This is a genomic window from Pararhizobium sp. LjRoot238, from assembly GCF_964252955.1.
Classification (GTDB): Bacteria; Pseudomonadota; Alphaproteobacteria; order Rhizobiales; family Rhizobiaceae; genus Pararhizobium.
In genome coordinates this window covers 3,796,184-3,820,899 of record NZ_CAXUPP020000001.1, presented here as the reverse complement: position 1 = coordinate 3,820,899, position 24,716 = coordinate 3,796,184, and the positions used below count along the sequence as shown (strand labels likewise).

30 protein-coding genes and 1 tRNA gene are annotated in these 24,716 nt (G+C 60.6%); 11 read left to right on the top strand and 20 right to left on the bottom strand.

Going from position 1 to position 24,716, the window contains the following annotated elements; genetic code table 11:
• Positions 1-62 precede the first annotated feature (62 nt).
• The 6 genes from istB to ACSQ3F_RS18650 all read right to left on the bottom strand — a co-directional run bounded on the left by istB (position 63) and on the right by ACSQ3F_RS18650 (position 4,345).
• On the bottom strand, positions 63-818 hold the full coding sequence (gene istB, locus ACSQ3F_RS18675) for an IS21-like element helper ATPase IstB (RefSeq protein WP_436101600.1): 756 nt from the start codon (positions 816-818) through the stop codon (positions 63-65).
• A 12-nt stretch (positions 819-830) separates the two neighbouring features.
• Complete coding sequence (istA, locus tag ACSQ3F_RS18670) at positions 831-2,342, bottom strand: IS21 family transposase (RefSeq protein WP_436101599.1); 1,512 nt, start codon at positions 2,340-2,342, stop codon at positions 831-833.
• Between the two features lie 132 nt (positions 2,343-2,474).
• Complete coding sequence (locus ACSQ3F_RS18665; protein WP_436101598.1) at positions 2,475-2,786, bottom strand: hypothetical protein; 312 nt, start codon at positions 2,784-2,786, stop codon at positions 2,475-2,477.
• 102 nt (positions 2,787-2,888) lie between these two features.
• Positions 2,889-3,278, bottom strand: coding sequence for a hypothetical protein (locus tag ACSQ3F_RS18660; RefSeq protein ID WP_436101597.1), 390 nt, complete (start codon positions 3,276-3,278; stop codon positions 2,889-2,891).
• Between the two features lie 86 nt (positions 3,279-3,364).
• A complete protein-coding gene (locus ACSQ3F_RS18655; protein WP_436102186.1) occupies positions 3,365-4,081 on the bottom strand; it encodes an RNase A-like domain-containing protein in 717 nt (238 codons plus the stop codon).
• A gap of 114 nt (positions 4,082-4,195) precedes the next feature.
• Complete coding sequence (locus tag ACSQ3F_RS18650) at positions 4,196-4,345, bottom strand: hypothetical protein (RefSeq protein ID WP_436101596.1); 150 nt, start codon at positions 4,343-4,345, stop codon at positions 4,196-4,198.
• Positions 4,346-4,613: 268 nt separating this feature from the next.
• On the opposite strand from ACSQ3F_RS18650, the gene ACSQ3F_RS18645 reads away from it, so the two are divergent.
• From ACSQ3F_RS18645 to sugE, 3 genes are all read left to right on the top strand, one after another.
• Positions 4,614-5,972: a DegQ family serine endoprotease gene (locus ACSQ3F_RS18645; protein WP_436102185.1), complete on the top strand. Its 1,359-nt coding sequence runs from the start codon at positions 4,614-4,616 to the stop codon at positions 5,970-5,972.
• Positions 5,969-7,279 carry a replication-associated recombination protein A gene (locus ACSQ3F_RS18640; RefSeq protein WP_436101595.1) on the top strand — a complete coding sequence of 437 codons (1,311 nt, stop codon included), beginning with the start codon at positions 5,969-5,971 and terminating at the stop codon, positions 7,277-7,279. The genes ACSQ3F_RS18645 and ACSQ3F_RS18640 overlap by 4 nt, the downstream gene beginning before the upstream one ends.
• 148 nt (positions 7,280-7,427) lie before the next feature.
• Positions 7,428-7,742: a quaternary ammonium compound efflux SMR transporter SugE gene (gene sugE, locus ACSQ3F_RS18635; protein ID WP_436101594.1), complete on the top strand. Its 315-nt coding sequence runs from the start codon at positions 7,428-7,430 to the stop codon at positions 7,740-7,742.
• An 82-nt stretch (positions 7,743-7,824) separates the two neighbouring features.
• On the opposite strand, the gene ACSQ3F_RS18630 is transcribed toward sugE, so the two are convergent.
• From ACSQ3F_RS18630 to crcB, 4 genes are all read right to left on the bottom strand, one after another.
• Positions 7,825-8,610 (bottom strand): ATP12 family chaperone protein, encoded by a 786-nt coding sequence (locus ACSQ3F_RS18630; RefSeq protein ID WP_436101593.1) that lies wholly within the window; start codon positions 8,608-8,610, stop codon positions 7,825-7,827.
• On the bottom strand, positions 8,603-9,268 hold the full coding sequence (locus tag ACSQ3F_RS18625; protein WP_436101592.1) for an HAD-IA family hydrolase: 666 nt from the start codon (positions 9,266-9,268) through the stop codon (positions 8,603-8,605). The genes ACSQ3F_RS18630 and ACSQ3F_RS18625 overlap by 8 nt, the downstream gene beginning before the upstream one ends.
• The gene (locus ACSQ3F_RS18620) at positions 9,268-10,260 is read right to left on the bottom strand and encodes an RluA family pseudouridine synthase (RefSeq protein ID WP_436101591.1); all 993 of its coding nucleotides are present in this window, start codon (positions 10,258-10,260) and stop codon (positions 9,268-9,270) included. Before ACSQ3F_RS18620 ends, ACSQ3F_RS18625 begins: the two co-directional genes overlap by 1 nt.
• Before the next feature lie 129 nt (positions 10,261-10,389).
• Positions 10,390-10,767 carry a fluoride efflux transporter CrcB gene (crcB, locus tag ACSQ3F_RS18615; protein ID WP_436101590.1) on the bottom strand — a complete coding sequence of 126 codons (378 nt, stop codon included), beginning with the start codon at positions 10,765-10,767 and terminating at the stop codon, positions 10,390-10,392.
• On the opposite strand from crcB, the gene ACSQ3F_RS18610 reads away from it, so the two are divergent.
• Positions 10,766-10,903 carry a hypothetical protein gene (locus ACSQ3F_RS18610; protein ID WP_436101589.1) on the top strand — a complete coding sequence of 46 codons (138 nt, stop codon included), beginning with the start codon at positions 10,766-10,768 and terminating at the stop codon, positions 10,901-10,903. The two genes, crcB and ACSQ3F_RS18610, sit on opposite strands and share 2 nt — an antisense overlap.
• 53 nt (positions 10,904-10,956) lie before the next feature.
• Positions 10,957-11,268, top strand: coding sequence for a DUF1883 domain-containing protein (locus tag ACSQ3F_RS18605; RefSeq protein WP_436101588.1), 312 nt, complete (start codon positions 10,957-10,959; stop codon positions 11,266-11,268).
• A 59-nt stretch (positions 11,269-11,327) separates the two neighbouring features.
• On the opposite strand, the gene fghA is transcribed toward ACSQ3F_RS18605, so the two are convergent.
• The 5 genes from fghA to ACSQ3F_RS18580 all read right to left on the bottom strand — a co-directional run bounded on the left by fghA (position 11,328) and on the right by ACSQ3F_RS18580 (position 15,111).
• Positions 11,328-12,161, bottom strand: coding sequence for an S-formylglutathione hydrolase (gene fghA, locus ACSQ3F_RS18600; protein WP_436101587.1), 834 nt, complete (start codon positions 12,159-12,161; stop codon positions 11,328-11,330).
• Positions 12,162-12,190: 29 nt separating this feature from the next.
• The gene (locus ACSQ3F_RS18595) at positions 12,191-12,844 is read right to left on the bottom strand and encodes a DUF1345 domain-containing protein (RefSeq protein WP_436101586.1); all 654 of its coding nucleotides are present in this window, start codon (positions 12,842-12,844) and stop codon (positions 12,191-12,193) included.
• A 29-nt stretch (positions 12,845-12,873) separates the two neighbouring features.
• On the bottom strand, positions 12,874-13,344 hold the full coding sequence (locus ACSQ3F_RS18590) for a YaiI/YqxD family protein (protein ID WP_436101585.1): 471 nt from the start codon (positions 13,342-13,344) through the stop codon (positions 12,874-12,876).
• A gap of 156 nt (positions 13,345-13,500) precedes the next feature.
• Positions 13,501-14,628: an S-(hydroxymethyl)glutathione dehydrogenase/class III alcohol dehydrogenase gene (locus ACSQ3F_RS18585; RefSeq protein WP_436101584.1), complete on the bottom strand. Its 1,128-nt coding sequence runs from the start codon at positions 14,626-14,628 to the stop codon at positions 13,501-13,503.
• A gap of 84 nt (positions 14,629-14,712) precedes the next feature.
• Positions 14,713-15,111, bottom strand: coding sequence for a helix-turn-helix domain-containing protein (locus ACSQ3F_RS18580; protein WP_436101583.1), 399 nt, complete (start codon positions 15,109-15,111; stop codon positions 14,713-14,715).
• A 232-nt stretch (positions 15,112-15,343) separates the two neighbouring features.
• On the opposite strand from ACSQ3F_RS18580, the gene ACSQ3F_RS18575 reads away from it, so the two are divergent.
• From ACSQ3F_RS18575 to ACSQ3F_RS18565, 3 genes are all read left to right on the top strand, one after another.
• Complete coding sequence (locus tag ACSQ3F_RS18575; protein WP_436102184.1) at positions 15,344-16,255, top strand: DMT family transporter; 912 nt, start codon at positions 15,344-15,346, stop codon at positions 16,253-16,255.
• A gap of 184 nt (positions 16,256-16,439) precedes the next feature.
• Entirely contained in the window at positions 16,440-17,042 is a 603-nt protein-coding gene (locus ACSQ3F_RS18570) for a hypothetical protein (RefSeq protein ID WP_436101582.1), read from the top strand.
• Between the two features lie 96 nt (positions 17,043-17,138).
• Positions 17,139-18,398, top strand: coding sequence for a hypothetical protein (locus ACSQ3F_RS18565; protein ID WP_436101581.1), 1,260 nt, complete (start codon positions 17,139-17,141; stop codon positions 18,396-18,398).
• On the opposite strand, the gene lipB is transcribed toward ACSQ3F_RS18565, so the two are convergent.
• The gene (gene lipB / locus ACSQ3F_RS18560) at positions 18,371-19,114 is read right to left on the bottom strand and encodes a lipoyl(octanoyl) transferase LipB (RefSeq protein ID WP_436101580.1); all 744 of its coding nucleotides are present in this window, start codon (positions 19,112-19,114) and stop codon (positions 18,371-18,373) included. The genes ACSQ3F_RS18565 and lipB overlap by 28 nt on opposite strands.
• A 196-nt stretch (positions 19,115-19,310) precedes the next feature.
• Between lipB and ACSQ3F_RS18555 the strand changes: the two genes are divergently transcribed.
• A tRNA-Leu gene (locus ACSQ3F_RS18555) sits at positions 19,311-19,395 on the top strand.
• Positions 19,396-19,459: 64 nt separating this feature from the next.
• Here ACSQ3F_RS18555 and ACSQ3F_RS18550 read toward each other — a convergent pair.
• Positions 19,460-19,960: a peptide deformylase gene (locus ACSQ3F_RS18550; RefSeq protein ID WP_436101579.1), complete on the bottom strand. Its 501-nt coding sequence runs from the start codon at positions 19,958-19,960 to the stop codon at positions 19,460-19,462.
• Between the two features lie 256 nt (positions 19,961-20,216).
• Here ACSQ3F_RS18550 and mgtE point away from each other — a divergent pair, with 256 nt between their 5' ends.
• Positions 20,217-21,644: a magnesium transporter gene (gene mgtE / locus ACSQ3F_RS18545; protein ID WP_436101578.1), complete on the top strand. Its 1,428-nt coding sequence runs from the start codon at positions 20,217-20,219 to the stop codon at positions 21,642-21,644.
• A 165-nt stretch (positions 21,645-21,809) separates the two neighbouring features.
• Positions 21,810-22,196, top strand: a complete 387-nt coding sequence (locus ACSQ3F_RS18540; RefSeq protein ID WP_349434019.1) for a MerR family transcriptional regulator — start codon at positions 21,810-21,812, stop codon at positions 22,194-22,196.
• A 28-nt stretch (positions 22,197-22,224) separates the two neighbouring features.
• On the opposite strand, the gene ACSQ3F_RS18535 is transcribed toward ACSQ3F_RS18540, so the two are convergent.
• From ACSQ3F_RS18535 to ACSQ3F_RS18525, 3 genes are all read right to left on the bottom strand, one after another.
• Positions 22,225-22,698, bottom strand: a complete 474-nt coding sequence (locus ACSQ3F_RS18535; RefSeq protein WP_436101577.1) for a methyltransferase family protein — start codon at positions 22,696-22,698, stop codon at positions 22,225-22,227.
• Positions 22,699-22,700: 2 nt separating this feature from the next.
• On the bottom strand, positions 22,701-23,708 hold the full coding sequence (locus ACSQ3F_RS18530) for a heparan-alpha-glucosaminide N-acetyltransferase (protein ID WP_436101576.1): 1,008 nt from the start codon (positions 23,706-23,708) through the stop codon (positions 22,701-22,703).
• A gap of 81 nt (positions 23,709-23,789) precedes the next feature.
• The gene (locus tag ACSQ3F_RS18525) at positions 23,790-24,482 is read right to left on the bottom strand and encodes a DUF599 domain-containing protein (protein WP_436101575.1); all 693 of its coding nucleotides are present in this window, start codon (positions 24,480-24,482) and stop codon (positions 23,790-23,792) included.
• Positions 24,483-24,716 lie beyond the last annotated feature (234 nt).

Sequence of the window (24,716 nt, the reverse complement as noted above, 5' to 3'; positions counted from 1 at the left end):
GGCGGCCATTTCTCGGACTGATCCTGGGTCTGGTTGATTTTTGGATCGGGTTTTGTTTCAGGTCAAGCGTGCGGTATTTCAGGCGCTATCGGCGAGCGCTGTTTTCGCATGCTTTCACCGGTGAGATCGATGCGATAGGCACTGTGAACGAGGCGATCCAGTATGGCATCGGCGAGCGTTGGGTTTGCGATAATTTCCCACCAGCGATCCAGGGGCACCTGACTGGTGACGATCGTCGAGCGACGCTCGTAGCGGTCTTCGATGATCTCGAGGAGATCGCGGCGCTGATCATCGTTGAGTTTTTCCGGTCCCCAGTCGTCGAGGATAAGCAGATCAGTCTTGGCCAGCGATTTGAGGATCCTGCCGTATCGCCCGTCACCCCTTGCAAGCGCGAGCGTGGCGAACAGCCGGGGAACCCGGTGGTATGCGACAGAGAAATCCTCGCGGCAGGCTTTGTGGCCGAGTGCGCAGGCAAGCCAACTTTTGCCGACACCGGCTGGCCCGGTGACGAGGAGACTATGATGCTTGCGGATCCAGTCGCAGCCAGCAAGCGCCATGAACAGATTGCGATCGAGGCCGCGGGCCGCACGAAAGTCGGCATTCTCGATCTGCGCATCATGGCGAAGCTTCGCAGCCCTGGCTCGGGCTTCGAAACGCTTCTGGCGGCGCATGGTGGCCTCTCGTTCGAGCAGTATGGCAAGCCATTCTCCATGCTCGAGACCGCGCGCTTCGGATTGTGCGTCGAGCTCCTGGAAGGCTGTGGCCATGCCGTAAAGACCGAGGTCGCGCAGCATGTCGATGGTGGGATTGATCAGCATTGGTTTGTCTCCTCAATGAAAGTAATCAGGACCACGCAGATTGGCGTGATCGACGATGGCGGTCGGTTCGGTGGAATGGCGCGCAGCCTTGTGGTTGGCCAGCAGCGAGGCAATGCTCTTGCAGTTCAGCCCACCGATCTCGACAGCGCGGGCAGATACGGCCTCGGCACGATTGCGATCGATATCGCGAAACAGGCGAAGCACACCCAGGCATGTTCGAAAGCCCTGTTCGGGATGTGGGCGACTGGCAAGGATTGCGATCACCAGACCTTCTGTCTGTGGCCCGATGGATGCAGCCCAGCGACGGAAACGATCCGGTGTCCACTCTGCATATCGCCGGTGGGAACTGGGCATATGATCTGGGTCGGTTCCATGACGCGGACCGCCATACCGGCGCTGATGGACGGCGACACGCTTGCCGCGGTGGAAGATCTCGATGGTGCGTGCCGTTGCCCTCAGATCGACCTGCTGGCGAATGAGGGCATGCGGCACGGAATAGAAGAAGGTCTTGAACTCAACGTGGTAATCCGTCGAGACGCGGGCCAAACGCCATTCGGCGAATTCGTAATCTTCACCCGGAAGGCTGGCGAGCGCGGCACGTTCGACACTCTCAAACAGTTGCCGCCGGGTAACACCCAATCGACGCATGAGGTGATCATTGATGCGATCGAGTGCCTGGCCGATGGCGGCATTGGCCTCGGCAAGCGAGAAGAACGTCTGCTTGCGCAGTCGCCCCAAAATGCAGGATTGGGCAAAACGGACTCCGTTCTCAACTTTCGATTTATCCCGCGGCTTTTTTGGCCGTGCCGGAAGAACACCGACGCCATAGTGGGAGGCCATCATGCCGTAACTGCGGTTGATCTCGGGATCGTAGAAGCTGGCATGGTTGACGCCCGACTTCAGATTGTCGGGGACGATCAGTCGCGGAACGCCGTCGAAGAAACGAAACATCCGGACATGCGAGCCGATCCAGTCGGGGAGCGTTTGCGTCCAGGTCGCCTCCGCATAGGTGAAGCTGGATGCGCCAAGCACCGCTACGAAGATCTCTGCCTCGCGGATCTCACCGGTCTTGCGATCAACGATCGGGATCTTCTTGCCGGAATAGTCGACGAAGACCTTGTCGCCGGCTGCATGCTCCTGGCGCATCGTCGGCGAAAGTCGCTGCGCGAAGCCTCTAAAGAGCTCACAAAAGCGGGAATAGCCGTAACCCTCGGGATGCGACCCACGATACTCCTCCCACAGGATGAGCAGCGTCACGCCGGGCTTCTTGAGCTCGACGGCAAGATCGGCCCAGTTGGGTTCGACGCGTCGTCTCGTGCCCTGTTTGATGCCGTTGCGAGCGAAGAGCTTGTTCTCGAGCGCATCGTCAGTGAGTTCGCCCGGCAAGGGCCAGCTCAATCCAATTGCTGCTGCGCGCTGCAGATTATCCTGCACCGTACTGCGCGCTATTCCCAATACGACTGCAATCTCGCGGGAGCTGGTCCCGCTTCCGGCAAGTCGCAGCATTTGTCGTAACTGTCTCATGGTCAGCCTTCTCTTTGCCGGCATCAAAATGTCCTCGTTCATCACGAGGTATCGATGCCAAAAGTTGCTGACCCAGGAGGTAATCTTCAGTGCCGAAAACTGGCCGGTCTTTGATTGGAACGGTGGCCGGCTTCAAATCGGAATGGTGGCCGGTCTTTGATCGGATTGCCGGCCGGCTTCACGTCGGAATCCGCACAATCCCGGAGCCGGATAGCCGACATCGGCGCCCGAAACGTGCCACAGGCGTTCGAGATCGCGGTCGCCGATTTCGTGGTTCTCGATGCGTTTCACGAAGGCGGTGAAATCGCCGAGCCTGTCCCGTGGGATGCCTTGCAGTCCGAACCGGAGCAAATCCTCCAAGGTTTCGAAAAATTCCGCGTCCTGAAACATCCGTTGGGCGAAGTCGACGAAGGCCTGCGGCGGCTTGGCGGATTTGAGGGTCATGGGCTCCTCGTTTCTCGGGTAAGCTGATATGCCGACAAAACCCTTCGGGTCCGATGGTTCGTGTTCGTATCCTCGTTCAGCCAGTGATCGAGAAAGCTGGTTTTAGGTACGCTCCATTCTCTGTCGCGCCATTTCCGCAGCTAGGCGCAGAAATTTCATAACTTGACCGGGACCAACAATATAAAAGCCGGCGTGCGAGCGCGCCCACATCTCTTGCAGGGCTGTGTCGCCGACGGATCGCGTGTCTAATCCCTCGATGAAATCGACAAATGCCTGGAGGTTTTCCCGGCCAGGGTTATCGGCGGCCAAGCAGTTGAGGCCGAGGCGAATACGGGCTTCGTCGTTTTCGAACAGGTCCATGTCAGAAAGCAGCCCTCGGGAGAAGTCCAAGTATACCTTCGGCAGAATGATGCTCTTCCTCGTCATGAGATCCTCGTTAAGTGGGTAGGCGGTATTGACCCTGAAGCCGCTTTCGCGGGAAGGATCATGCATGCCGACGCCGCGCAACTCGGATTGTCGGATCGAGATTATGAAAGGCCGGGTGAGCCATCGTCCGGCCTTTGCTGTCCAGCACTATATCAGCTTACCGAATGCGTGCCGCGCTGATCTCGCAGCATTTGCAGGACACGCGTAAGAAACGGGCGGACAGCAACACCGATCAGGAAAAAGTCCGCGTTCGAGGCGGTCCAAAGGTCTTCCAGTTGCTGATCCGTCGCATTCGCATTTAGCCAGTGATCGAGAAAGCGGTCGAGATCATCGGCCGCTTCAGGGTGCTGGTGCAACACGTGGGCAATTCCGAAGTCGATGAGTTCGTCTTGCGAACTAAAGATTAGGGGATCGTGAATCATTGCTCTGGTAAACGCCCGGAAGCCGGGGGATTTGGCAACGTGTTCTCTCACAAATTTCTCCTCCCAGTCCTCATTTCTGGGATAAGCAGTAACAACGAGAAAGCCTTGTGGCAATCTTGGATCGTATCGAAGGATGACTCCAACGCTATAGGTTGTTCGCCATCGCGGCTTCGAGTAAGGCGCATCTCTGTACCATTCCGCCCCGGTTGGGCGTCCGTAATATTTGGTGATTAACTCACCTTCGTCGCCCCCCAGTAGTCCAGCTTTCACGGCCTCAACGGTCGCGATATTTGCCTGTATCGTCTCGTTCACGTAGCGAAGCGCTTCGGGATAGCTTCCGAATTTGCCTTCACGTCTGACTGCGCCGGTAAATGGAAGCCAACGCGAGGCCTCGGGGCCCATTGCCACAAGCAACTCTGCTTTGGATCGAAACACATGGCTGGTTATCGTGTGAGCGCCGCGGTAGCCTTCTATCGCCTGTAGGTCGACGTAATGCTGGCCGAATTCATCATTGATCCGGTAAGCTCTTGCCGCGTCTCCTGAGCCGGCCCCACCATCCGTTCATCGCCCGCCACCGGGTTCACCTGCAGGAATGCGCGGCTGGTCAGGGTTGAAGTTCGCCTTGCGCAACAACGTTTGGAGGGTCGCGGCGGTAATCATCAGCCGCAGTTGCGCCAGTTTGAAAATTTGTCTTGTCTGCGTGTCGTCCATGGTCTCGCTTCTCGTCTGCCTCCTCGCCATGATAGTCGCGGGTAAGGGAGCGGGGACGAAGGGACGCGGTTTTTCTGTCGCCGGTCGTCTTTGCTTTTTGTCCCTGACGTCCTATCTGTCTTTTCCAACAATCGATTTCGGCAGGATGCCCCGCATGCCCCGTTCCCCTCGCACTCTTGTCCTGTCCACCATGGCCGGGCTGGCTCTCTTTGCCAGTGTCGTGCATTTCGGTTTCCCGGGGGCGGACGCCTCCGACGGCGTGGAGAACATGACGACCGGTGCTGTCGTCGCGCAGGCGGACACGCAAAAGGCGCTGCCGCAAAGCCGCACGGAAATGCAACTGTCCTTCGCGCCGCTGGTCAAGCAGACGGCAAACGCGGTGGTCAACGTCTACGCCGAAAAGACGGTCGAGCGCCGCTCGCCCTTCGCCGACGATCCGTTCTTCGAGCAGTTTTTCGGCCAACAGATGCCGAACCGCTCGGAGAAACAGTCGTCGCTCGGCTCCGGTGTCATCGTCGGCAAGAACGGTATCGTGGTGACCAACAACCACGTGATCGCGGACGCTGACGACATCAAGGTGGCGCTTGCCGACGGCCGGGAGTTCGCGAGCACGATCGTGCTCAAGGACGATCGGCTGGATCTCGCCGTCCTGAAGATAAAATCGGACGGTCCCTTCGAAACCATCCCGCTTGGCGATTCCGATGCGGTCGAAGTCGGTGATCTCGTGCTGGCGATCGGCAATCCCTTCGGCGTTGGTCAGACGGTAACCAGTGGTATCGTTTCGGCGCTCGCCCGCAACCAGGTCGTCTCGGGTGATTTCGGCTTCTTCATCCAGACCGACGCAGCGATCAATCCCGGCAATTCGGGCGGCGGCCTGATCGACATGAACGGCCAGCTGATCGGTATCAACACGGCGATCTTTTCGCGCGGTGGCGGCTCCAACGGTGTGGGCTTTGCCATCCCCGCCAATCTTGTGAAAGTCTTCCTGGCATCGGCCGAGGGCGGCAACGGCAGCTTCACACGGCCGTTCATTGGCGCGAGCTTCGAGCCGGTGACGTCGGAAGTCGCCGAGGCGCTCGGGCTCGACCGGGCAAGGGGGGCGTTGGTAAGTTCGGTGATCGAGGGCGGACCGGCTGAAAAGGCAGGCATGAAGCCAGGCCAGGTGATCGTCGCTGTCAACGGCATCCCGGTGGAACATCCGGACGCGCTCGGTTACCGCCTGACGACAGTCGGCATTGGTCATGAGGCCAAGGTTACGGTGAGCGAGGGTGGCAAGACCCGCGACCTGTCGTTGACGCTGTCCGGAGCCCCGGAAACGTCGCCGCGCGACGAGCGGCTGATCGAGGGGCGCAATCCTTTCGCCGGCGCCGTGGTCGGCAATCTCTCGCCGCGCCTGGCTGACGAACTGCATATGCCGACCTCGTCGCAGGGCGTGGTGATCACGCAGATCAACCGCGGATCGCCGGCTGCCCGTGTCGGCTTCCAGCCGAAGGATATCGTCATCGCCGTCAATGGCACGCCGATCGACAAGTCGGCCACGCTTGAAGCCATCACCCAGGACGATCCGTCTCTGTGGCGCGTCGAGATCGAGCGGGATGGCCAGCGTATCCGCCAGTTCTTCCGATGAGCGACCTGTTTTCCCCAACCGAACCCGCAGGCATGAGCGAAAAACGACCGCTGGCCGATCGGCTGCGGCCACAGACTTTGGCGGAGGTCACCGGCCAGGCGCACCTAACCGGCGAGGACGGTGTTCTCGCTCGTATGATCGCTTCCGGGTCGCTGGGCTCGATGATTTTCTGGGGGCCGCCGGGAACGGGTAAGACGACGGTTGCCCGGCTGCTGTCGGGCGAAGCAGGGCTTGCCTTTGAGCAGATTTCGGCGATTTTCTCCGGCGTTGCGGATTTAAAGCGTGTGTTCGAATCGGCCCGTGCGCGCCGCATGTCCGGGCGGCAGACCCTGTTGTTTGTCGATGAGATCCATCGCTTCAACCGCGCCCAGCAGGACAGCTTCCTGCCGGTCATGGAAGATGGCACGGTCATTCTGGTTGGCGCCACGACGGAAAACCCGTCCTTCGAGCTCAACGCCGCTCTTCTGTCGCGCGCCCGTGTCCTGACGTTCAAGCCGCATGACGAGGCGAGCCTTGCCGAATTGCTGGCGCGTGCCGAACAGGTCGAGGGGAAGCCGCTGCCGCTCGACGCCGACGCTCGCGCCAGCCTGGTGCGCATGGCCGACGGCGATGGCCGAGCGGTGCTGACGCTTGCCGAAGAGGTTTGGCGCGCCGCGCGCAACGGCGAAGTGTTCAATGTCAACGCCGTGCAGGAGATCGTCCAGCGGCGCGCGCCGGTCTATGACAAGGGGCAGGACGGTCACTACAATCTGATCTCCGCCTTGCATAAATCGGTGCGCGGCTCGGACCCTGACGCAGCACTCTACTATCTCTGCCGCATGTTCGATGCCGGCGAGGACCCGCTCTATCTCGGACGGCGGCTGGTGCGCATGGCGGTGGAGGATATTGGCCTTGCCGATCCGCAGGCGCTGGTGATCTGCAACGCGGCCAAGGATGCCTATGATTATCTCGGTTCGCCGGAGGGCGAACTGGCGCTGGCGCAGGCGTGCGTCTATCTCGCCACCGCGCCGAAATCAAACGCCGTCTATACCGCCTACAAGTCCGCCATGCGCGCCGCCAAGGAGAACGGCTCGCTACTGCCGCCGAAGCACATTCTCAATGCACCCACGAAACTGATGAAGGGTGAGGGCTACGGCGAAGGCTATCGCTACGACCACGACGAGCCGGATGCATTTTCGGGCCAGGACTATTTCCCGGAGAAGATGGGCCGCAAGATTTTCTACGATCCTCCCGAGCGTGGCTTCGAGCGCGATATCCGCAAACGTCTCGAGTGGTGGGCAAAGCTCAGGAAAGAGCGTGGCCAGTAGGGCAGGTCAGCCATGCATGCCGGGCTCTTGCAAGCGTCAAACCGGGATGGCATAGAGCACCCATGCAGACGGCTGCACGGGATCAAGCCATTGTTTGATAACCGAACATCCGCGAGGACGGCCTCGCTCCATTAGACGGAGTTAAGCCGTGGCCTGGATCATTCTTTTCCTCGCAGGACTTCTGGAAATCAGCTGGGCGATTGGCCTCAAATACACCGACGGCTTTACCAGGTTGATGCCGACGATTTTGACCGCGACCTCTATGATGGCAAGCGTCGTTCTGCTCGGTATCGCGGTCAGAACCTTGCCGCTCGGCACGGCCTATGCCGTGTGGACCGGCGTCGGTACGGTCGGAACGGTCATTCTCGGCATCCTGCTTTTCGCCGAACCGGCGACCGCTATCCGCCTCGGCTGCATCTCGCTGATCGTTGCCGGTATCGCCGGGCTGAAGCTGACGGCCTGATTCTTTTGATGCCGATGAAATTGCGATCCCACCGTGGCAGGAGTGGTGCGGCGGGATCGCGTTGGGCGTGCCGCCGGGTTCGTCAGCGCAGCGCGTCGAGCGTCGCGGTGGCCGCCTGCATGTCCTGCCAGCGATTCTCGCGGCGCTGAAAGGCTTCCTCATCGGTACCCCAATGCTCGATCTGCCAGTCTTCATCGAGATGCGCGAGCGCCCATGCCTCTTCGGCGGAAAGCCGCTTTTCGGCGAAAGCCAAAGCGAGCAGGGCGGACCCCGTCAGGGTGGTGATCGTATGCAGGCAGGCAAGGCCGAGCGGTGTCGCATAGGCACGCAATGCTTCAGCGACGCCGTTGATCGCAGCGCGCGGCTGGACCTGATGCACCACGCCTTCGGCGAGGATGAAGCGCGCGCCGAGTTTTTCAGCGGCCCAGGAAATCACTGGATCCCATCGTTCGGTCTGTCGGGCCACCAGACCTTCCGGCTCGCTGGCGCGGTAGCACAGAAGATCGGTCCCGGCGAAATTCAGGATGTCGTCGAAAACACCTCGAATATCCTTCGCGACGCCGTCGATTGCGGTATTGGCCAGCCGGGTGACGGGCATTGTCGCCGGGTCGATCACGTCCTTCTGAGCATCCCATTCGGCGGCCAACAATTCGGCGACGCGGACCGTCGGCACGGCCAACGGTTGCTTCGCAGGGGTGCGGACGGTCCGGCCATCAAGCAATACGGCATGGCCGCCGTCGTCGGCAGCACCGATGCGGACGGTCGTGTAGAATCGCTTGGGCAGCGGCTTCAGCATCTGTATCTGAGCGCGGCGCACGGGATCCGGGTCACTGAGCGCACCCGTCAGATCGTCGCGAATATCAGGCATGATATGTCTCCATCCAGTCCAGAATATCGTTCGGAGCGCGGGCGATATGATCAGCGCCGGCTTCGATAAGCTCGGACACCGGGGCGTAGCCCCAGGCAACGCCGATCGCTGCAGCACCTGCGCTCTTCGCCATCTGCATATCGTAGATCGCGTCGCCGATGACGATCGTGTCCTTCAGGTCGATACCGGCCTGCGAGCAGCACTCCGTCACCATCGCCGGGTGCGGCTTCGACGGGCAGTCGTCGGCCGTTCGAGAAACGAAGAATGTCTTTTCATAACCATGACTTGCACAGATCTGATCAAGTCCGCGCCGCGACTTTCCCGTTACGGCACCCAGGATAAGCGCGTCTCGCGCCGTAAGCGTGGCGATGAGTGCTGCGATGCCGGGGAAAAGCGGCTCGCGGAAATCCATTTCGGTCCGGACGCCGCCATAGATCTTCTTGTAGTGCGCGGTCATCGCAAGCGCGCGGTCATCCACATGCGGCTGGTTCATCAGCCGCGCAATGGCGATATCGAGCGTCAGCCCGATGATACCCTTCGTCGCGTCGAGCGAGACGCGAGCAAGGCCGAAGTCCTCGAAGGTGCGCGCCATGACCTCGTGGATCAGGCCGGCGCTATCGACTAGCGTGCCGTCGCAATCGAATAAAACCAGCTTCATCAGTCTTCGTCTTCCTCGGCGCTGGCCATGTCGAAGCCGATCAGGTTCCAGCTCTGGACCATGTGTTGCGGCATGGGCGCGCTGATCCTCAGCCGTCCGCCGTCCGGGTGCGGGATATCGATGTGGCGCGCATGCAGATGCAGGCGGTTCTGGACACCACCGGGGAATGACCAACTCGGTTCTGCCTCGAAATACTTGGGGTCGCCGATGATGGGATGGCCGATATGGGCGGCGTGGACGCGCAGCTGGTGCGTGCGGCCGGTATAGGGCTCCATCTCCAGCCAGGCAAAATTCTGGCCGGCCTGCTCGATGATGCGATAGTAGGAAATGGCGTGGTCGGCGCCGTCCTCGCCGTGCTTGGCGATACGCATCCGGTCGCCGTCCGGCGTCTGTTCCTTGACGAGCCAGGTGGAGATCTTGTCCTCGCGCTTGCGCGGCACGCCCTTGACCAGAGCCCAATAGGTCTTCTTGGTGTCGCGTTCGCGAAAAGCCGCGGTCAGCTTCTGTGCTGCGCCGCGAGTGCGGGCGATGACCAGCACGCCGGAGGTATCGCGGTCGAGCCGGTGCACGAGGCGCGGTTTCTCGCCCTTGGGGCTGGTCCAGGCTTCGAGCATCTCGTCGATATGACGATTGACGCCGGAGCCTCCCTGAACAGCGATGCCCGGCGGCTTGTTGAGAACGATCACCTTGGCGTCTTCATGCAGCAGCATGCGCGACAGGAGGTCGTGATCGGAGGCATGGCGCAGGTCGCGGCCGGCGATCGGGCCGGTCTTCGCCTTGGCGTCGACATCCATCGGCGGTATGCGGACAACCTGGCCCGGCTGGACGCGCGTATCCGATTTGACGCGGCCGCCATCGACACGGACCTGGCCGGAGCGCAGAAGCTTCTGCAGGGGACCGAAGCCAAGGCCGGGATAATGAACCTTGAACCAGCGATCGAGCCGCATGCCGGCCTCGTCGGATTCCACCTGCTTGTGTTCAATGCCCGCCATGATGTGTTCTTACCTGCATCCAATTGCGATCGCGCCTCGACAAGGGTGCCGACCGGAAATCCGTGCGCAAACTGATATGACAGAGCCGGCCGGTCCCGCATGGACGCGCGGCGCTCTGAAACGGACGCTTTAGACCATTGCGCGCACAAGGGCCAGCCCGGCAAACACGGCGATTGCCGAAAGAAGCACGCTGGAACCCACATAAATGGCCGCTGTGACTGGTTGGCCGCGTTCGAGGAGCGTGATCGCATCGAGCGAGAAGGCGGAGAAGGTCGTATAGCCGCCGAGAATGCCGGTGATCAGGAAAATCCGCATCTCGGCTGACGCGCCGAACCTGCGTGCAGTCGCTTCCGCCAGGACACCGATCAGGAAGGATCCCGTAACGTTGACGGTGAGCGTTCCCCAGGGGAAGGACGGTCCGAAACCGCGCAACGTCCAGAGCCCGACAAGGTAGCGGAGCACGGAACCGAAGGCGCCACCGGCGGCAACGAGGAGGATATTTGTCATGGAAAAGGCCATAGCCGAAACCAGCCGGACAGGGAAGGCGGCCACGCCGCCGGGATGCCTTGATTTGCAGGAGCTAACGCCGATTTTGGGAACAAACGGTACCGCTTTGAGACGACCGGACAAAACCATTCTTTAACGCGCAACGCCTAATATACTGGTTCCCGGGGCAAGGAATCCGAAGAGACTGGAATGACGAAACTGAAATTCAGCTTCACCCACTATGATCTCAAGCAGCAGCGCGGCGGCGTCACCATCGAGATCACGCTCAGTGCCGTGGCCAATGTCCGGCTGATGACGGAAAACAATTTCGCCCTCTACAAGCAGGCGATGAAGCACCAGTTCGTCGGCGGCGTGGCACGCAAGTCGCCCATCCGGCTGACCATCCCGCAATCCGGCCACTGGCACGTCGTTGTCGACATGGAAGGCCATCATGGTCAGAGCGATTCGAGCATCCGGATCATCGAGACCGCGGCTCCGCCCCGTTTCCAATCGGCATCCTGAAGAATTGCGATAGCCGCGCCGTGTGGCGCGGCGCGGCTATCAGTATCGCTGGCTAAAGCTCAGGCCAGCCGCTTGGCGTGCCATTTCAGATGATCGTCCATGAAGGACGAAATGAAATAGTAGGAATGGTCGTAGCGCTCGTGCATCCGAAGCGTCAGGCCGACGCCGGTGCCCTTGATAGCGTCCTCGAACAGCCAGGGACGCAGGCCGTTTTCCAGGAAATTGTCGGCCTTGCCCTGATCGATGAGGAATTCCGGAAAACGGGCGCCGTCCTTTACCAGTGCGCAGGCGTCATATTGCCGCCAGGTGGCCCTGTCCTCGCCGAGGTATTTTTCAAAGGCGCCGATGGACCAGTCAGCCGTCGAGGGCTCGACGATCGGCGCGAAGGCCGAGCAGCTCTTGAATCGCGCAGGGTTCTTCAGCGCGATCGTCATGGCGCCATGACCGCCCATCGAATGCCCGAAAATGCCCTGGCGGTCCATGTCGACGCGGAAATGCTGGCTGACGAATGCGGGCAGCTCCTGCGTGATGTAGGTGTACATCTGGTAGTTCTCGGCCCAGGGCGTCTCTGTCGCATCCAAATAAAAGCCGGCGCCCTTGCCCATCTGCCAGTTGGTCAGTTCGTCCGGTACATCGTTGCCGCGCGGGCTCGTATCCGGGCAGACGATGATCAGGCCGAGTTCGGCTGCCATGCGGCGATACTCGCCCTTTTCCATCACATTCGCATGCGTACAGGTGAGACCGGAGAGATACCAGAGAACCGGGCAGGGTGCTGAGATCGCCTGCGGCGGAACATAGACCGCGAAGGTCATTTCGGTCTTGCAGGCCTGCGAGTCGTGCGAAAAGACGCCCTGCATGCCGCCGAAGGCGGTGTTCTGGGAAAGGACTTTCAAGCTGTGCTCCTGTGGATATGAATGTGCCGCTATGCCAGCGAGACTACCGCGTTGACCGCAGCGGCCACCAGCACCGTGTTGAAGAAAAAGGATACGACCGCGTGCAGGAGATTGATCTTTCGCATTGCGGTCGAGGTGATGACAATATCCGAGGTCTGTGCCGTCATGCCGATGACGAAAGCGAAGTAGAGGAAGTCGTAGCCGCCCGGCTCTGTCGTGCCCGGGAAATCGAGACTGCGGCCGTCGCCCTCGTTGTCCCCCATTTCCGGACTCCAATAGCGATGCGCGTAATGCATCGCCGCCATCGTATGGATGGTCAGCCAGCCAAGCGCAACGGATGCAAAAGCCAGTATGAGTTCGATAACTGTCTCCGTGCCGCCGGCATTGAGCGCCTGGAACAGTGAAACGGTGGAAACGCCGACGGCGATGAGCGTGACAGCAAAGATGACGATCGCGGGCTCGTCGGTCCCCGCAGCGTTGCGTTTCAGATAGGCTCCCGTCAATTTCGGTAGACGACGGGCGATGAGACCCATGTAGATCGAAAAGAACACGACCGCCGAGAGACCCACCGCGAATCTCGGTGCAACAAACAGGCAAAGAACAGCCGTGGTGACGGCGAAAATGCCGCCCGCGTAGAAGGGCACATGGCGGCGATGGGCGATCTTCCTGTCTGTCTTGCTCATGAACGCTCCCGGGGCGCTTTTTTACACCACTAGCGCTGTTTGACGCGGCGGCAAAGCCGGTCCAGCGTTTCGAGAAAAGCAGAACGATCGCGGGGCGAGAAGGCGGCGTTATAGCCCTTGCTTTCACCGGTCTCGCGCAGATGCGCACCGAGGTCGCGCATCGCTGTCGCAATGCCGATATTGGCCTTGTCGAAGATCCGGCCGGTCGGCCCCGTCACCTGCGCGCCGGCAGCGACACAGCGCCCGGCAAGCGGAACGTCGGCCGTGACGACGATGTCGCCTTCGCCGGCCCGTTCCGCGATCCAGTCGTCGGCTGCGTCGAAACCGGCCGAGACGATGACATTGCGCACCATCGGGTCGCGGGACGGCCGCAGGCCCGAATTGGCGACGAGGACAACGGGCAGGCCATGGCGCTCGGCAACCTTCAGGATTTCCGGCTTGACCGGGCAGGCGTCGGCATCGACGTAGATGGTGCTGGTCTGCGGCCCTTCTTCTGACATGCACTATACCCCGATCATCGCTGTCATGGCCGCGCGACCGAATTTCCCATTGGTTTCATCGCTTGCGGCGATCAAAAAACGCGTCAGCATCGAATTCCGCCGGTGTGAGTGGCTTCCGCGCCCCTCCGTGGGGCGCGGCCAAATTTTGAGGCGATCCTAGTAGATCACGACACTGCGGATGCTCTCACCCGCATGCATGAGGTCAAAACCCTTGTTGATGTCTTCGAGCGGCATGGTGTGGGTGATCATCGGGTCGATCTGGATCTTGCCCTCCATGTACCAGTCGACGATCTTCGGCACATCGGTGCGGCCGCGCGCGCCGCCGAAGGCGGTGCCCATCCAGGTACGGCCGGTGACCAGCTGGAACGGCCGGGTCGAGATCTCCTGGCCAGCGCCCGCGACGCCGATGATCACCGACTTGCCCCAGCCGCGATGCGAGCTTTCCAATGCCTGGCGCATCACTTTCGTGTTGCCGGTGCAGTCGAAGGTATAGTCCGCCCCGCCGATCTGGTCGGCGCCGCGCTTCGTCATGTTGACGAGATAAGGCACGATGTCGTCGCCGACTTCCTTCGGGTTGACAAAATGCGTCATGCCGAAACGCTCTCCCCAGACCTTCTTGTCGTTGTTCAAGTCGACGCCGATGATCATGTCGGCACCGGCGAGCTTGAGGCCCTGGATGACGTTCAAACCGATGCCGCCGAGACCGAAGACGATGGCGGTCGCGCCGATCTCGACCTTGGCGGTGTTGATGACGGCGCCGATGCCGGTGGTGACGCCGCAGCCGATATAGCAGATCTTGTCGAAGGGCGCGTCAGGATTGACCTTGGCGAGTGCGATCTCGGGCAGCACGGTGAAGTTGGCGAAGGTCGAGCAGCCCATGTAGTGGAAGATCTTGTCCTTGCCGATCGAGAACCGCGAGGTGCCGTCCGGCATCAGGCCCTGGCCCTGCGTTGCGCGGATGGCGGTGCACAGATTGGTCTTGCGCGACAGGCAGGAGGGGCAGGTGCGGCATTCCGGCGTATAGAGCGGAATAACGTGGTCGCCCTTCTTCAGCGAGGTGACGCCCGGGCCGACATCGACGACGATGCCGGCACCCTCGTGGCCGAGGATGGCTGGGAAAATGCCTTCCGGATCGGCGCCGGACAGGGTGAACTCGTCGGTATGGCAGATGCCGGTCGCCTTGACCTCGACCAGCACTTCGCCGGCCCGCGGACCTTCCAGCTGAACCGTCATGATTTCCAATGGCTTGCCGGCCTGAACGGCAACAGCGGCGCGTACGTCCATGGTTCTTCTCCCTGAATGAATTGGCGCCACAATCGCAGAGTGGCGTGCGGCGCTCAAGCCTGTATCGGCTATTTGAGTCGTGATTTATTGCATGTCCTGTAGGACGCGGTTGATCTCCATCTCAAGGGCAGAGATCGCTTTTCCTGTCTGTTCGTGCAGTTTCTTCACCTGCGCCAGCTGGTCGCGCAGCTGTCCGGAAATGGTGTTGGAAATGTCGTCCTTCGGCGCTTCGCCGATACCGGCAATCAGCCAGGCCGGACTTACGCCCAGAACGCCCGCCAGCGTGAACAGCCGGTTGGTGCGTGGCTCCGACCGGTCGCGCTCCCAGGCGGAAATCGTGTCGGTGCGGACGCCCAGCCGGTCCGCCAGTTCCTGTGCCGAGAGGTTCAGCGCGTCGCGCGCGCGCCAGATTCTTCCTCCGAGCGTATCATTGTCGCTTGGCCGGCGAATCATGGCTAGAAAGGTATCGGTTGATAAGCGCATCGGTCTCTCCTTTTGCCTTGTTGGCTTGGATGGTCGAGTTCCGGGGCGGCCGCGCTGTTGCGGTCGGGTAGTTCATTCAGCCAGTCTATATGGCCCTGCACGCGACCGGACACTCCAGCACGCCAAAAATGCCGCCAAAAACGCCTTCGCTTCCGTGTCCGACCAACGAAGAAATGGGAACTTCAGTTTGAGCACATCATCCCGCACAACCGGCGCCCCCGCCACGACCGTCATGCAGGGGCTCGCGATCATGCTGTTCGCGATGATCATCCTGCCGTGTATGGACGCGATCGCCAAATATATGGCGGTCTATCAGGGCATGTCGCCGGGGCAGGTAACGTTCTATCGGTTTTTCTTCCAGCTCGTTTCGGTGCTGCCGCTGCTGCTGACGACCGGCGGTCTCCGTGCGCTGAAACCCAGGCGGCTCTGGTTCAATCTGCTGCGCGGCGTCCTGCTTGCCGGAGCGGCATTGTTGTTCTTCGTCGCAGTCAAATACATGCCGCTCGCCGACGTCTTCGCCATCTATTTCGTCGAACCGTTCATCCTTACCTGCCTTTCGGCACTGGTTCTTCGCGAAAAGGTCGGGTGGCGGCGCTGGCTTGCCATCATCGTCGGTTTCGGTGGCGCGATGATCGTCATCCAGCCGAGTTTCGAACTCTTCGGGGCAAAGTCATTGTTGCCGGTCCTCTGCGCGTTCCTGTTCGCCTGTTATCTCCTCTTGAACCGGATTGTCGGCAGTGCGGATACGCCGTTGGCGATGCAGACGATCGCCGGCGTCGGCGGGTCTCTGTTCATGATCGTGGCGATCGCTGTCGGCCATAGCGCCGGAGCGGTGGATTTCGTGCCGTCGTTGCCGCATTCCCCACTGGGCTGGGTCCTGGTCATCGTTCTCGGCACGATTTCCGGATACGGCCATCTTCTCGTCGTCAAGGCGTTTCAGGCAGCCCCCGTATCGCTTCTCGCACCATTCCACTATTTCGAGATCATCACGGGGACCGCCCTGGGCTTCCTGATCTTCGGCGAATTTCCGACAGCGTCGAAATGGCTTGGCATCGCGATCATCGTCGGTTCCGGTCTTTTCATGATCTGGCGGGAGCGGCGGGCTGGGCAACTGCATAATTCCTTAAATCGGGAATCGATTTAAGGACAAAATTATGCAGCAGTTCAACGTGTTAGTGCGTCCTTAGCGCGTCTTGAAAGACGCGCGGCGCAGTAATGGTAAAATTTGAATGAATCGTGCAAGCCTTTGTTAACGCCCATTCTTTTCTGAATGGAAACGGGTTCCGCCTACGCTACTTCCAGTTTCATGATGAAACGGGAGAGAAAAGATGAGTGAACTTCGTCTTTCTTATCCGGCATGTGTGATCGCCGGGAAGACGCGCTTGACGGCCGAAGATATAGGCATTCTGCGCGAGCATGTTTTCGTGGGAGGGCTGACCTCGTCGCAGGATGCGATGGTCCTTCTGGCGATCAACAGTTCGTGCAGCGAAAAATGTCCCGAATGGCATCACTATTTCATCGAAACCATGACGAATTTCATCGTCCACTGCAGCGATCCGCAGGGCGCCATGGACGAATGGAAGGCCGATTGGCTGATCGCGATGATCTCGACGCGAGGCGTGATCAATTCGCCCATCGAACTCGATCTGCTGTTTCATGTCATCGATATCTCGTCTCGTATTCCCGACAGCCTTTCGATCTTCGCGCTTGAACAGGTTCGCCTTGCAATCACCGGCGAGATTGGCGCCTGGGCTGGAATGCGCGGCAGCAGGCAGCATGGTCTGCAGAAATCGGATGTCACGCTGATCGCCCGCGTGATGAGTGCGATCGCGCGCTCGCGCGGCAGTCGACTGACAGCGCGCGAGCGCGGCATGCTCGACCAGATCGGTGTTCTGTCAGGCCTGCCGGGCGATCAAGCGGCGGCGGCGTAGCCGTGGGAACCAGGACAGCCGGTCGATCCCGGCTCTCCGCACGATTTGTTCATGCTCTGCAGCTAGCGTTCGGCTGAGACAAGGCGGAGGACGCGTATGGCGGCGCATATTTCGGTAATCGTGCTTCTGATCATCAATATCGGCCTTGTCTGGCTTCTGATGGCAACGCCGCTGGGGCGGCGCACTGTGCGGCTACGTGTGACATTCCGGGCCGAAGCGGAGAGGGTCTGGGGCGCCGTCTCGCCGCACGGCGCATCGGCCGATTGGCACCACTCCGTACTGACCAGCCGCGTGTTGCCCGGTGCCGAAAACCGCGTGCAGCAGACCTACACCCATCTCGACCGGCATGGCCAGCCGATCGTTCGGACCTTCGAGATCACCGAAAAAACCGCTCACGCCTACGAGGCCCGCGTCGTCGACGACACTGCCGTTGACGCATCGTTCTGGAAGGATTTTCGCGAGCGCCGCCGCATCGAGGAAGACAGCGATGTGGTTCATCTGACGATCGAGCAGACCGACCGCTATCGTGGCATCGCCTTCCTGATTTTCCGCTTCGTCGCCTTGCGGCGGGAGGTGAAGGCGCTGCATCAGTGGCTGGAGACTGGGACGAGCAAACCCGTGCGCGCCGGCTTCGAGCATCCGCTCGTGCAATGCGCTCTGGCGCTGCTCTCGACATTGCTTCTCTGGCCGTTTTTCGGCCTGACCAGCGATGGCCTGATGCTGTCGGCACTGCTGACGCTCGTCATCGTGCTGCACGAGCTGGGTCACATGGCCGCCTACCGTGCCTTCGGCCACAAGACGGTGCGGATGATCTTCGTGCCGCTGTTGGGCGGCATCGCCATCGGCGGCAGGCCGTATAATTCCCTGTTCGAAGTCGCCACCTGCGCCCTGATGGGAGCCGGTATGTCGGCTTTCGTCATTCCAGTCGGGATCGCGCTGCACGAAGCGGGCGGCGAGGGTGTGCTCGCCTTCGTGCCACGGCAGTCGGTTCTGGTCTTTCTGCTGATTCTCGGCGCCTTCAACCTGCTCAATCTCCTGCCGATGAACCGCTTCGATGGCGGGCAGGTGCTGCGCCAGGTATTCCGCTCACGGACAAGCCTGACGGCCGGAAGTTTTCTTCTGACATTGGTCATTCTCGCGGTAGGCTGGCGCATCGGTCTGTCGTCGCAGGCGCTGTTGGCGGGGCTTGCCGTCTTCGCTTTGCTGAGCCTGATGGGGCAGGGTGGCGTCAAGCCGCGACATCGCCTGGACGAGATGACCGGCGGTCAACGCATCGTCAGTGCCCTCGGCCTCTATTCAGCCGTCGCCCTGCATGGCTATGCCATCATCTATGCGACGGACCGGCTGTTTTCCTGAGCGCCGTCGTTGACTGTCGGGCCGAAAATAGCCTCGAAGGCCTGGCGCAGCTTTATATCGACATCGGCCATCATCACCAGAAGGCCGAGATCGACGAGGCTGGTGACGCCATAGCCGCGAATGCCGCAGGGGACGATCCCGCCGAAATGATCGAGATCCGGATCGACGTTCAGCGACAGCCCGTGAAAGCTCACCCATTTGCGCAGGCGGATGCCGATGGCGGCGATCTTGTCCTCCGCCACCGAACCATCGGGAAGGGGGTGGCGCTCCGGCCGGCGTACCCAGACGCCGACGCGGTCCTCGCGTCGTTCGCCTTTGACGTTCATGCTGGCGAGCGTTTCGATGACCAGGCTTTCGAGTGCGGCGACAAAGGCGCGAACGTCCTGCTTGCGCCGCTTCAGATCAAGCATGACATAGACGACGCGCTGTCCCGGCCCGTGATAGGTGTATTCGCCGCCACGGCCGGTCTGGAACACCGGGAATCGGTCGGGCATCACAAGGTCTGATGCATCGGCGCTGGTGCCGGCGGTATAGAGCGGCGGATGCTCGACCAGCCAGACAAGTTCGTCCGCATCGCCGGCTGAGATTGCGGCCGCTTCGCGTTCCATCGTTTCCACAGCCTCGGCATAATCGACGAGGGAAGGAGCGATTCTCCAGCGCACAGGCGGCGAGCCATCGGCAGAGAAGAATGTCTTTTCAAGGCTTTCGCGTTGCATGGCGCGGGCAATCCTGTTTGCAAGTGTTTTCTAAATGGTATGCGAGAGGCCAAGAGTCCAGCATTCTCAACGGGTGCGGTCTGGGCCTGTTGAAATAGTTGCTGTCACCGTCAACTTTCTGTCATCCTGCCCTTGTGCACCCCAAATGCTTTTGCTACATGCACCCCCGCCGGAGCAATCAGGCACCTACCACGATGCGGTCGTGGCGGAATTGGTAGACGCGCAGCGTTGAGGTCGCTGTGGGGCAACCCGTGGAAGTTCGAGTCTTCTCGACCGCACCATTGGCTTTCAAGCCAAACAAAGAGCCCGCTTTTTCAGCGGGTTTTTTTATGTCTTTAAAAGGGCTTAGCCACTCCTCGCCAGCTTTGCGAAACGCTTTACTGCGCGCTCGCGCTTCAGCCGCGACAGCCGCTGCAGCCAGAAGATTCCGTCGAGTTGGTCGATCTCATGCTGCAGGCAGATGGACAGCAGGCCGTCCGCTTCCATTTCCACCACATCGCCGGAAGGCGTCTGGTAGCGGACGCGGATCAGGCGGGGCCGAATAACGTCTTCGGTAATCCCGGGCATGGAGACGCTGCCTTCGGCGTGCGAGACCGTCTCATCGGACGACCAGATAATTTCCGGATTGACGTAGATTTTCGGTCCTGATGCGGGATCAAGCTCGATGACCGTGAGGCGTTGCAGGATGCCGATATGCGGTGCCGTGATGCCGATGCCCGGCGCTGCGCGCATCGTTTCCAGGAGATCATTGGCCAGCGCGGCGAGGTCCGCATCGAACCGTTCCACGGGCGCTGCCGCCATGCTCAGCCGCGCATCGGGAAATCGCAGGATCGATCGTATCGGCAAGGTCAGGCTCCGCTTTTTCAGGCTGTGTCAGAGCTAAACAATTCCTGTGATTTTGCAACAGCTTGGGCAAAAGTGATGGCATGAACGGCCTGAGGACGAATCGGATGGTGGACCTTGCCGGTGTGTTGGGTTAGCAGGGAAGAGCGGTTCCCCTCGCGGGGTCTCCGCGACCACCGGCATATGATATAGCCTTCCTGTTCCCGCCGGCTTTTGCGCCGGCGTTTTGGATGGCTGCAATTCTTTCGAGGGCGGGCACATGAGCAGCACCGGCGATCAGGAAAATGAGCGCAAAGCGGTGGGCGAAGACGCCTATGACGGCTCCGATATCTATGCAGAAGACGGTTCGGTGCGCTCCGACTACCTGATGCATGTCGGCGCAGCCATCGCCGATCGCGATCTGCTTTACCTTCGTCAGCATGTCGCCCGTCTGCACGCGTCTGAAATGGGCGACGTGCTGGAGTCGATCCAGCCGGACCAGCGCCGGGCGCTCGTTTCCTTGCTCGGCGAGGATTTCGACCTGTCGGCACTGACCGAGGTGGACGAGGCGATCCGCCTCGATATCGTCGAACACCTTCCGAACGAGCAGATCGCCGCGGCGATCGGCGAGATGGATTCGGACGACGCCGTCTACATTCTGGAAGACCTCGACCAGGAAGACCAGGAAGAGATCCTGTCGAAACTGCCGTTCACCGAACGGGTGCGGTTGCGGCGTTCGCTCGACTATCCCGAAAGCACGGCCGGCCGCCGCATGCAGACGGAGTTCGTCGCGGTGCCGCCGTTCTGGACGGTCGGCCAGACCATCGACTACATGCGCGAAGACGACGATCTGCCGGAGAGCTTTACGCAGATTTTCGTGATCGATCCGACCTTCAAGCTGGTCGGCGCGCTCGATCTCGACCGCATCCTGCGCACCAAACGCTCGGTCAAGATCGAGACGATCATGCGCGAAACCAATCATCCCATCCCGGCCGAAATGGACCAGGAAGAGGCAGCGCAGGTCTTCGAGCAGTATGACCTTCTATCCGCTGCCGTGGTCGATGAAAACAACAGGCTGGTCGGCGTTCTGACCATCGATGACGTCGTCGACGTCATCCAGGAGGAAGCCGAAGAAGACCTGATGCGCCTTGGCGGCGTCGGCGATGAAGAACTGTCCGATTCGATTGGCAGCACGTCGCGCTCGCGCGTGCCGTGGCTCATGGTCAACCTGCTGACGGCGTTTCTGGCTGCATCGGTCATCGGACTTTTCGAAGCGACAATCCAGCAGATCGTAGCACTTGCCGTGCTGATGCCGATCGTTGCGGGCATGGGCGGCAATGCCGGCTCGCAGACGATGACGGTGACGGTGCGCGCGCTCGCGACCCGCGATCTCGATATTCACAATGCCTGGCGCATCGTGCGCCGCGAGGCCGGTGTCGGCCTTTTGAACGGGTTGCTGTTCGGCGTGTTGATCGGCATCGTCGCCGGCGCCTGGTTCCAGGACCACAATATCGGCGGCATCATTGCGACCGCGATGCTGATCAATATGATCGCCGCCGCTCTTGCCGGAATCATGATCCCGCTGCTGCTTGATCGTTCAGGTGCCGATCCCGCCGTTTCTTCCGCGGTTTTCGTCACCGCGGTGACGGATGTGACCGGCTTCTTCTCTTTCCTCGGGCTGGCCACCTGGTGGTTCAACGTCAGCTGACGGTTACGCGAAAAATTTGACTTTTACGTCAAAGTCAATCAGATTGGGCCGTAATATGCGACGGCCTCGTTTCGAGCGGGCCAACCGGCGCGACACTTAAACCGCATCTGCGAATACGGGCCTCTGGTGCCCCGCTTTCAAGCTGCGGTTCCGAGCGAGGCAGGCGTGAACAAATACTATACCATTACGGAACTGACACGGGAATTCGGGATTTCGACCCGCACGCTGCGTTTCTACGAGGATGAGGGGCTCATCCATCCCGAACGTCGCGGCCGCACCCGGCTGTTCCGCTCGGCCGATCGCCGGCTGATCATGGAAATCCTGCGCGGCCGCCGTATCGGCTTCACCATCGCCGAGATCCGCGAAATCATCCAGGTCTACAAGGATCCACCCGGCGAGGCCGGCCAGTTGCGCTTGTTGATGAAGCGCGTCGAGGAAAAGCGCGAAGAACTGATCCAGAAGCGCAAGGACATCGAAGAGACCCTGGAAGAACTGAGCAATGTCGAGGAAGCCTGTCTGACCCGGCTTGCCGAAATCGGCGTTGGTACCTGAACCGCATGGCCTTGCGCCACAGTTCGTGTCAAATCCACCGGCTCGTGGCGCGGCAATAGCGCTCGAACTCGAAGCCGAAGCGCGACAAAAGATGCAGTTCTTCCTTGCGGATCGCGAAAGCGGTCGTCAGTGCTACAGCCAAACTGGCCAGAATGAAGAACCATGGATTGAGCGTGATCAGGCCTAAGCCGACCATCATGATCGTGTAGCCGAGATAGATCGGATTGCGGGTGAGGCGGAACGGTCCGCAGGTGACGAGATGCGACGAACGCCGGTGTGGCAGAATGGCGGTGTGCCTCTCGATCAGTGTCTTCATTGCCCATATGTCCAGCGAGACTGCGACGAGGATGAGGGCCGCGCCGGCAAGCCAGGATAGCCAGCCGTGGCTGTGAGCGACGGAAATCGGCACCAAACGCCCCAAGGCCGCCGCCGCCAGCATGGCAACCGCATAAAGAACGGGTGGCCAGGGGTATCTCAGCGGCTTGGCGCGATAGGCGTTCATGTCTATTCCTTCGCTTGTGCATCCACGGTGCATTGACTGGCGATGCGTGCAATGCGCTCGTCGGTGGTGATGTCGATTTTGCCGGCGTTCAGCGGCTCGAAAAGATTTTCTTCCATCAGCTTGTCTAACGTGCAGCCACAGAATCTCGCGCAGATGGCCGCGGTTTCCTGTTTGCTGCAGGTCACCTCGCAATTTGCGCGGAAGGCTTCGACCGGATCCGGCTTGGCTGCGGGAAAACCGAGAGAGAAGAGATAGACGAGTGCGAACAGCAGCGGCTGATGCAGAAGGTAGATGATGAGACTGTGACGGCCGGCCGTGGTCAGCACAGTTTTCCACCGCGCGCTGCCGTTGGTGCGCAATTTGTCGAACCATCCGAAGCCCGACGCGATGCGCGCCACCGCAATGCCCGCAAGGAACGGGCCTAGCCAGGGAAGCAGCGGCACATAGTCATTCGAGCGGGGCAACGTTTCCGAGAGGCCAACCCATAAGAGCGCCGGCGTGTCGAAGACCGGTGATCGGAGGGTGAGCGGCGCCGCGAAGGCCGCCGCCGCCGCCGCCAGTGTCAGGAGGGCGGGCAGTTTTAGGAAAATCAGGCCGATCAGGCTGGCCGTGGCGATCGAATGCAGGATGCCGAAGAAGATGAAGCTGTCGGGGAAGACGAACCAGGTGACGCCGGTGATGGCGAGGGCCGCCGCCGCTATTTTCGCAAAGCGGATGGCGAAGGCGCGGGCGCGAATGGCGGGGTAGTGCCCGAGCACGAGGCTGACACCGGCCAGAAACAGGAAACTGCCGGCGATCAGCCGGGCATACATCTTGAATGCGCCGGTGCCGACGGTGCCCGGTTCGATGTATCCGAAGAATTCTAGGTCCCAGGAGAAATGATAGGTCGCCATGGCGATCAGGGCCACACCGCGCAAGGCATCGATCGCCCAGATCCGGCCCCGTTTTTCGGCGGTTGCCGGCGGCGCTTCTCCGTTGTCGCTTGCGGTAACTGCGTTGGTAATCGACATGGCTCTACTTTTCCGATCATGAGAACATACGGCGGCGAGCTTGCGCCAGGCGCAACGGTTCACCGTGCTGCCTCAAGAATCTCAGGGGTTTGTGTCGTCAAGAAGGGCTTCACGCGCTTCCGAATAGAATTGCCGCCGCGTGAGGACGAAGATGACGAAGGCGGTCAGGGCGATGAAGACATAAGGGCTGACGAACCAGCCGAGATAGCCGATCGACAGGAAGATGCTGCGCAGGCCGGCATTGAAGTGCTTGGCGGCGAGGATGTTCATCTTGACCGCCCGACCAGCCGCCCGTTCAGCCCCGGCGCGGTCCTGCAGCATGTCGGACATCATCGGGATACCGCCGATCAGGATGGAGCAGTAGTTGAACAGGCGGTAGGACCAAGCGAACTTGAAGAAGGCATAGGCGAACAGGCAGGCAAGGCCGCCAACCTTCAGTTCGAATGCGCTGCGACCGCCATGGAAGACGTAAGGCAGGTCGTTCATGATCGTCTGGACCTGGTCGGTCGCTCCGAGCAGGGCAAAACAGCCGCCGAGCGCGAAGATCGTAGTGGATGCAAAGAATGCCGTGCCCGCCTGCAGTCCGGCGACGATCTGGGTGTCGATCATCTTCAGGTCGCGAGTGAGCGAATTGAGGATCCACCGGCGGCGGTTTTCCATCATCAGTCGCGTCAGGCTGACGCGCTTGAGTTGCACCTTGCCGTCCGTGGCCCAGTTGTACCCGATCCACAGCAGCGCAAACACCGCCAATGCGATATAATCCGTAAGTGTCATGCCTGCGTTTTTGGCATGGTTTGCCGAAATTGCAAGGCATCACGAAAGTTTGCCGTGCCCCTTGAAAACCGGTGCCGCGCATGGCGACTTATGAGTGAGGAATCGCCGCGTCGGCAAGGGAGCGGCAAAGCGTGTCGCACGCGCAGGAGCGGATGTCGGTCGATCGCCTGATGGCAGGCGCAGGATAGCCTAGTTTCGTAGATATGATTGTGGTCCGGCGGTGTTTCCGGCCAA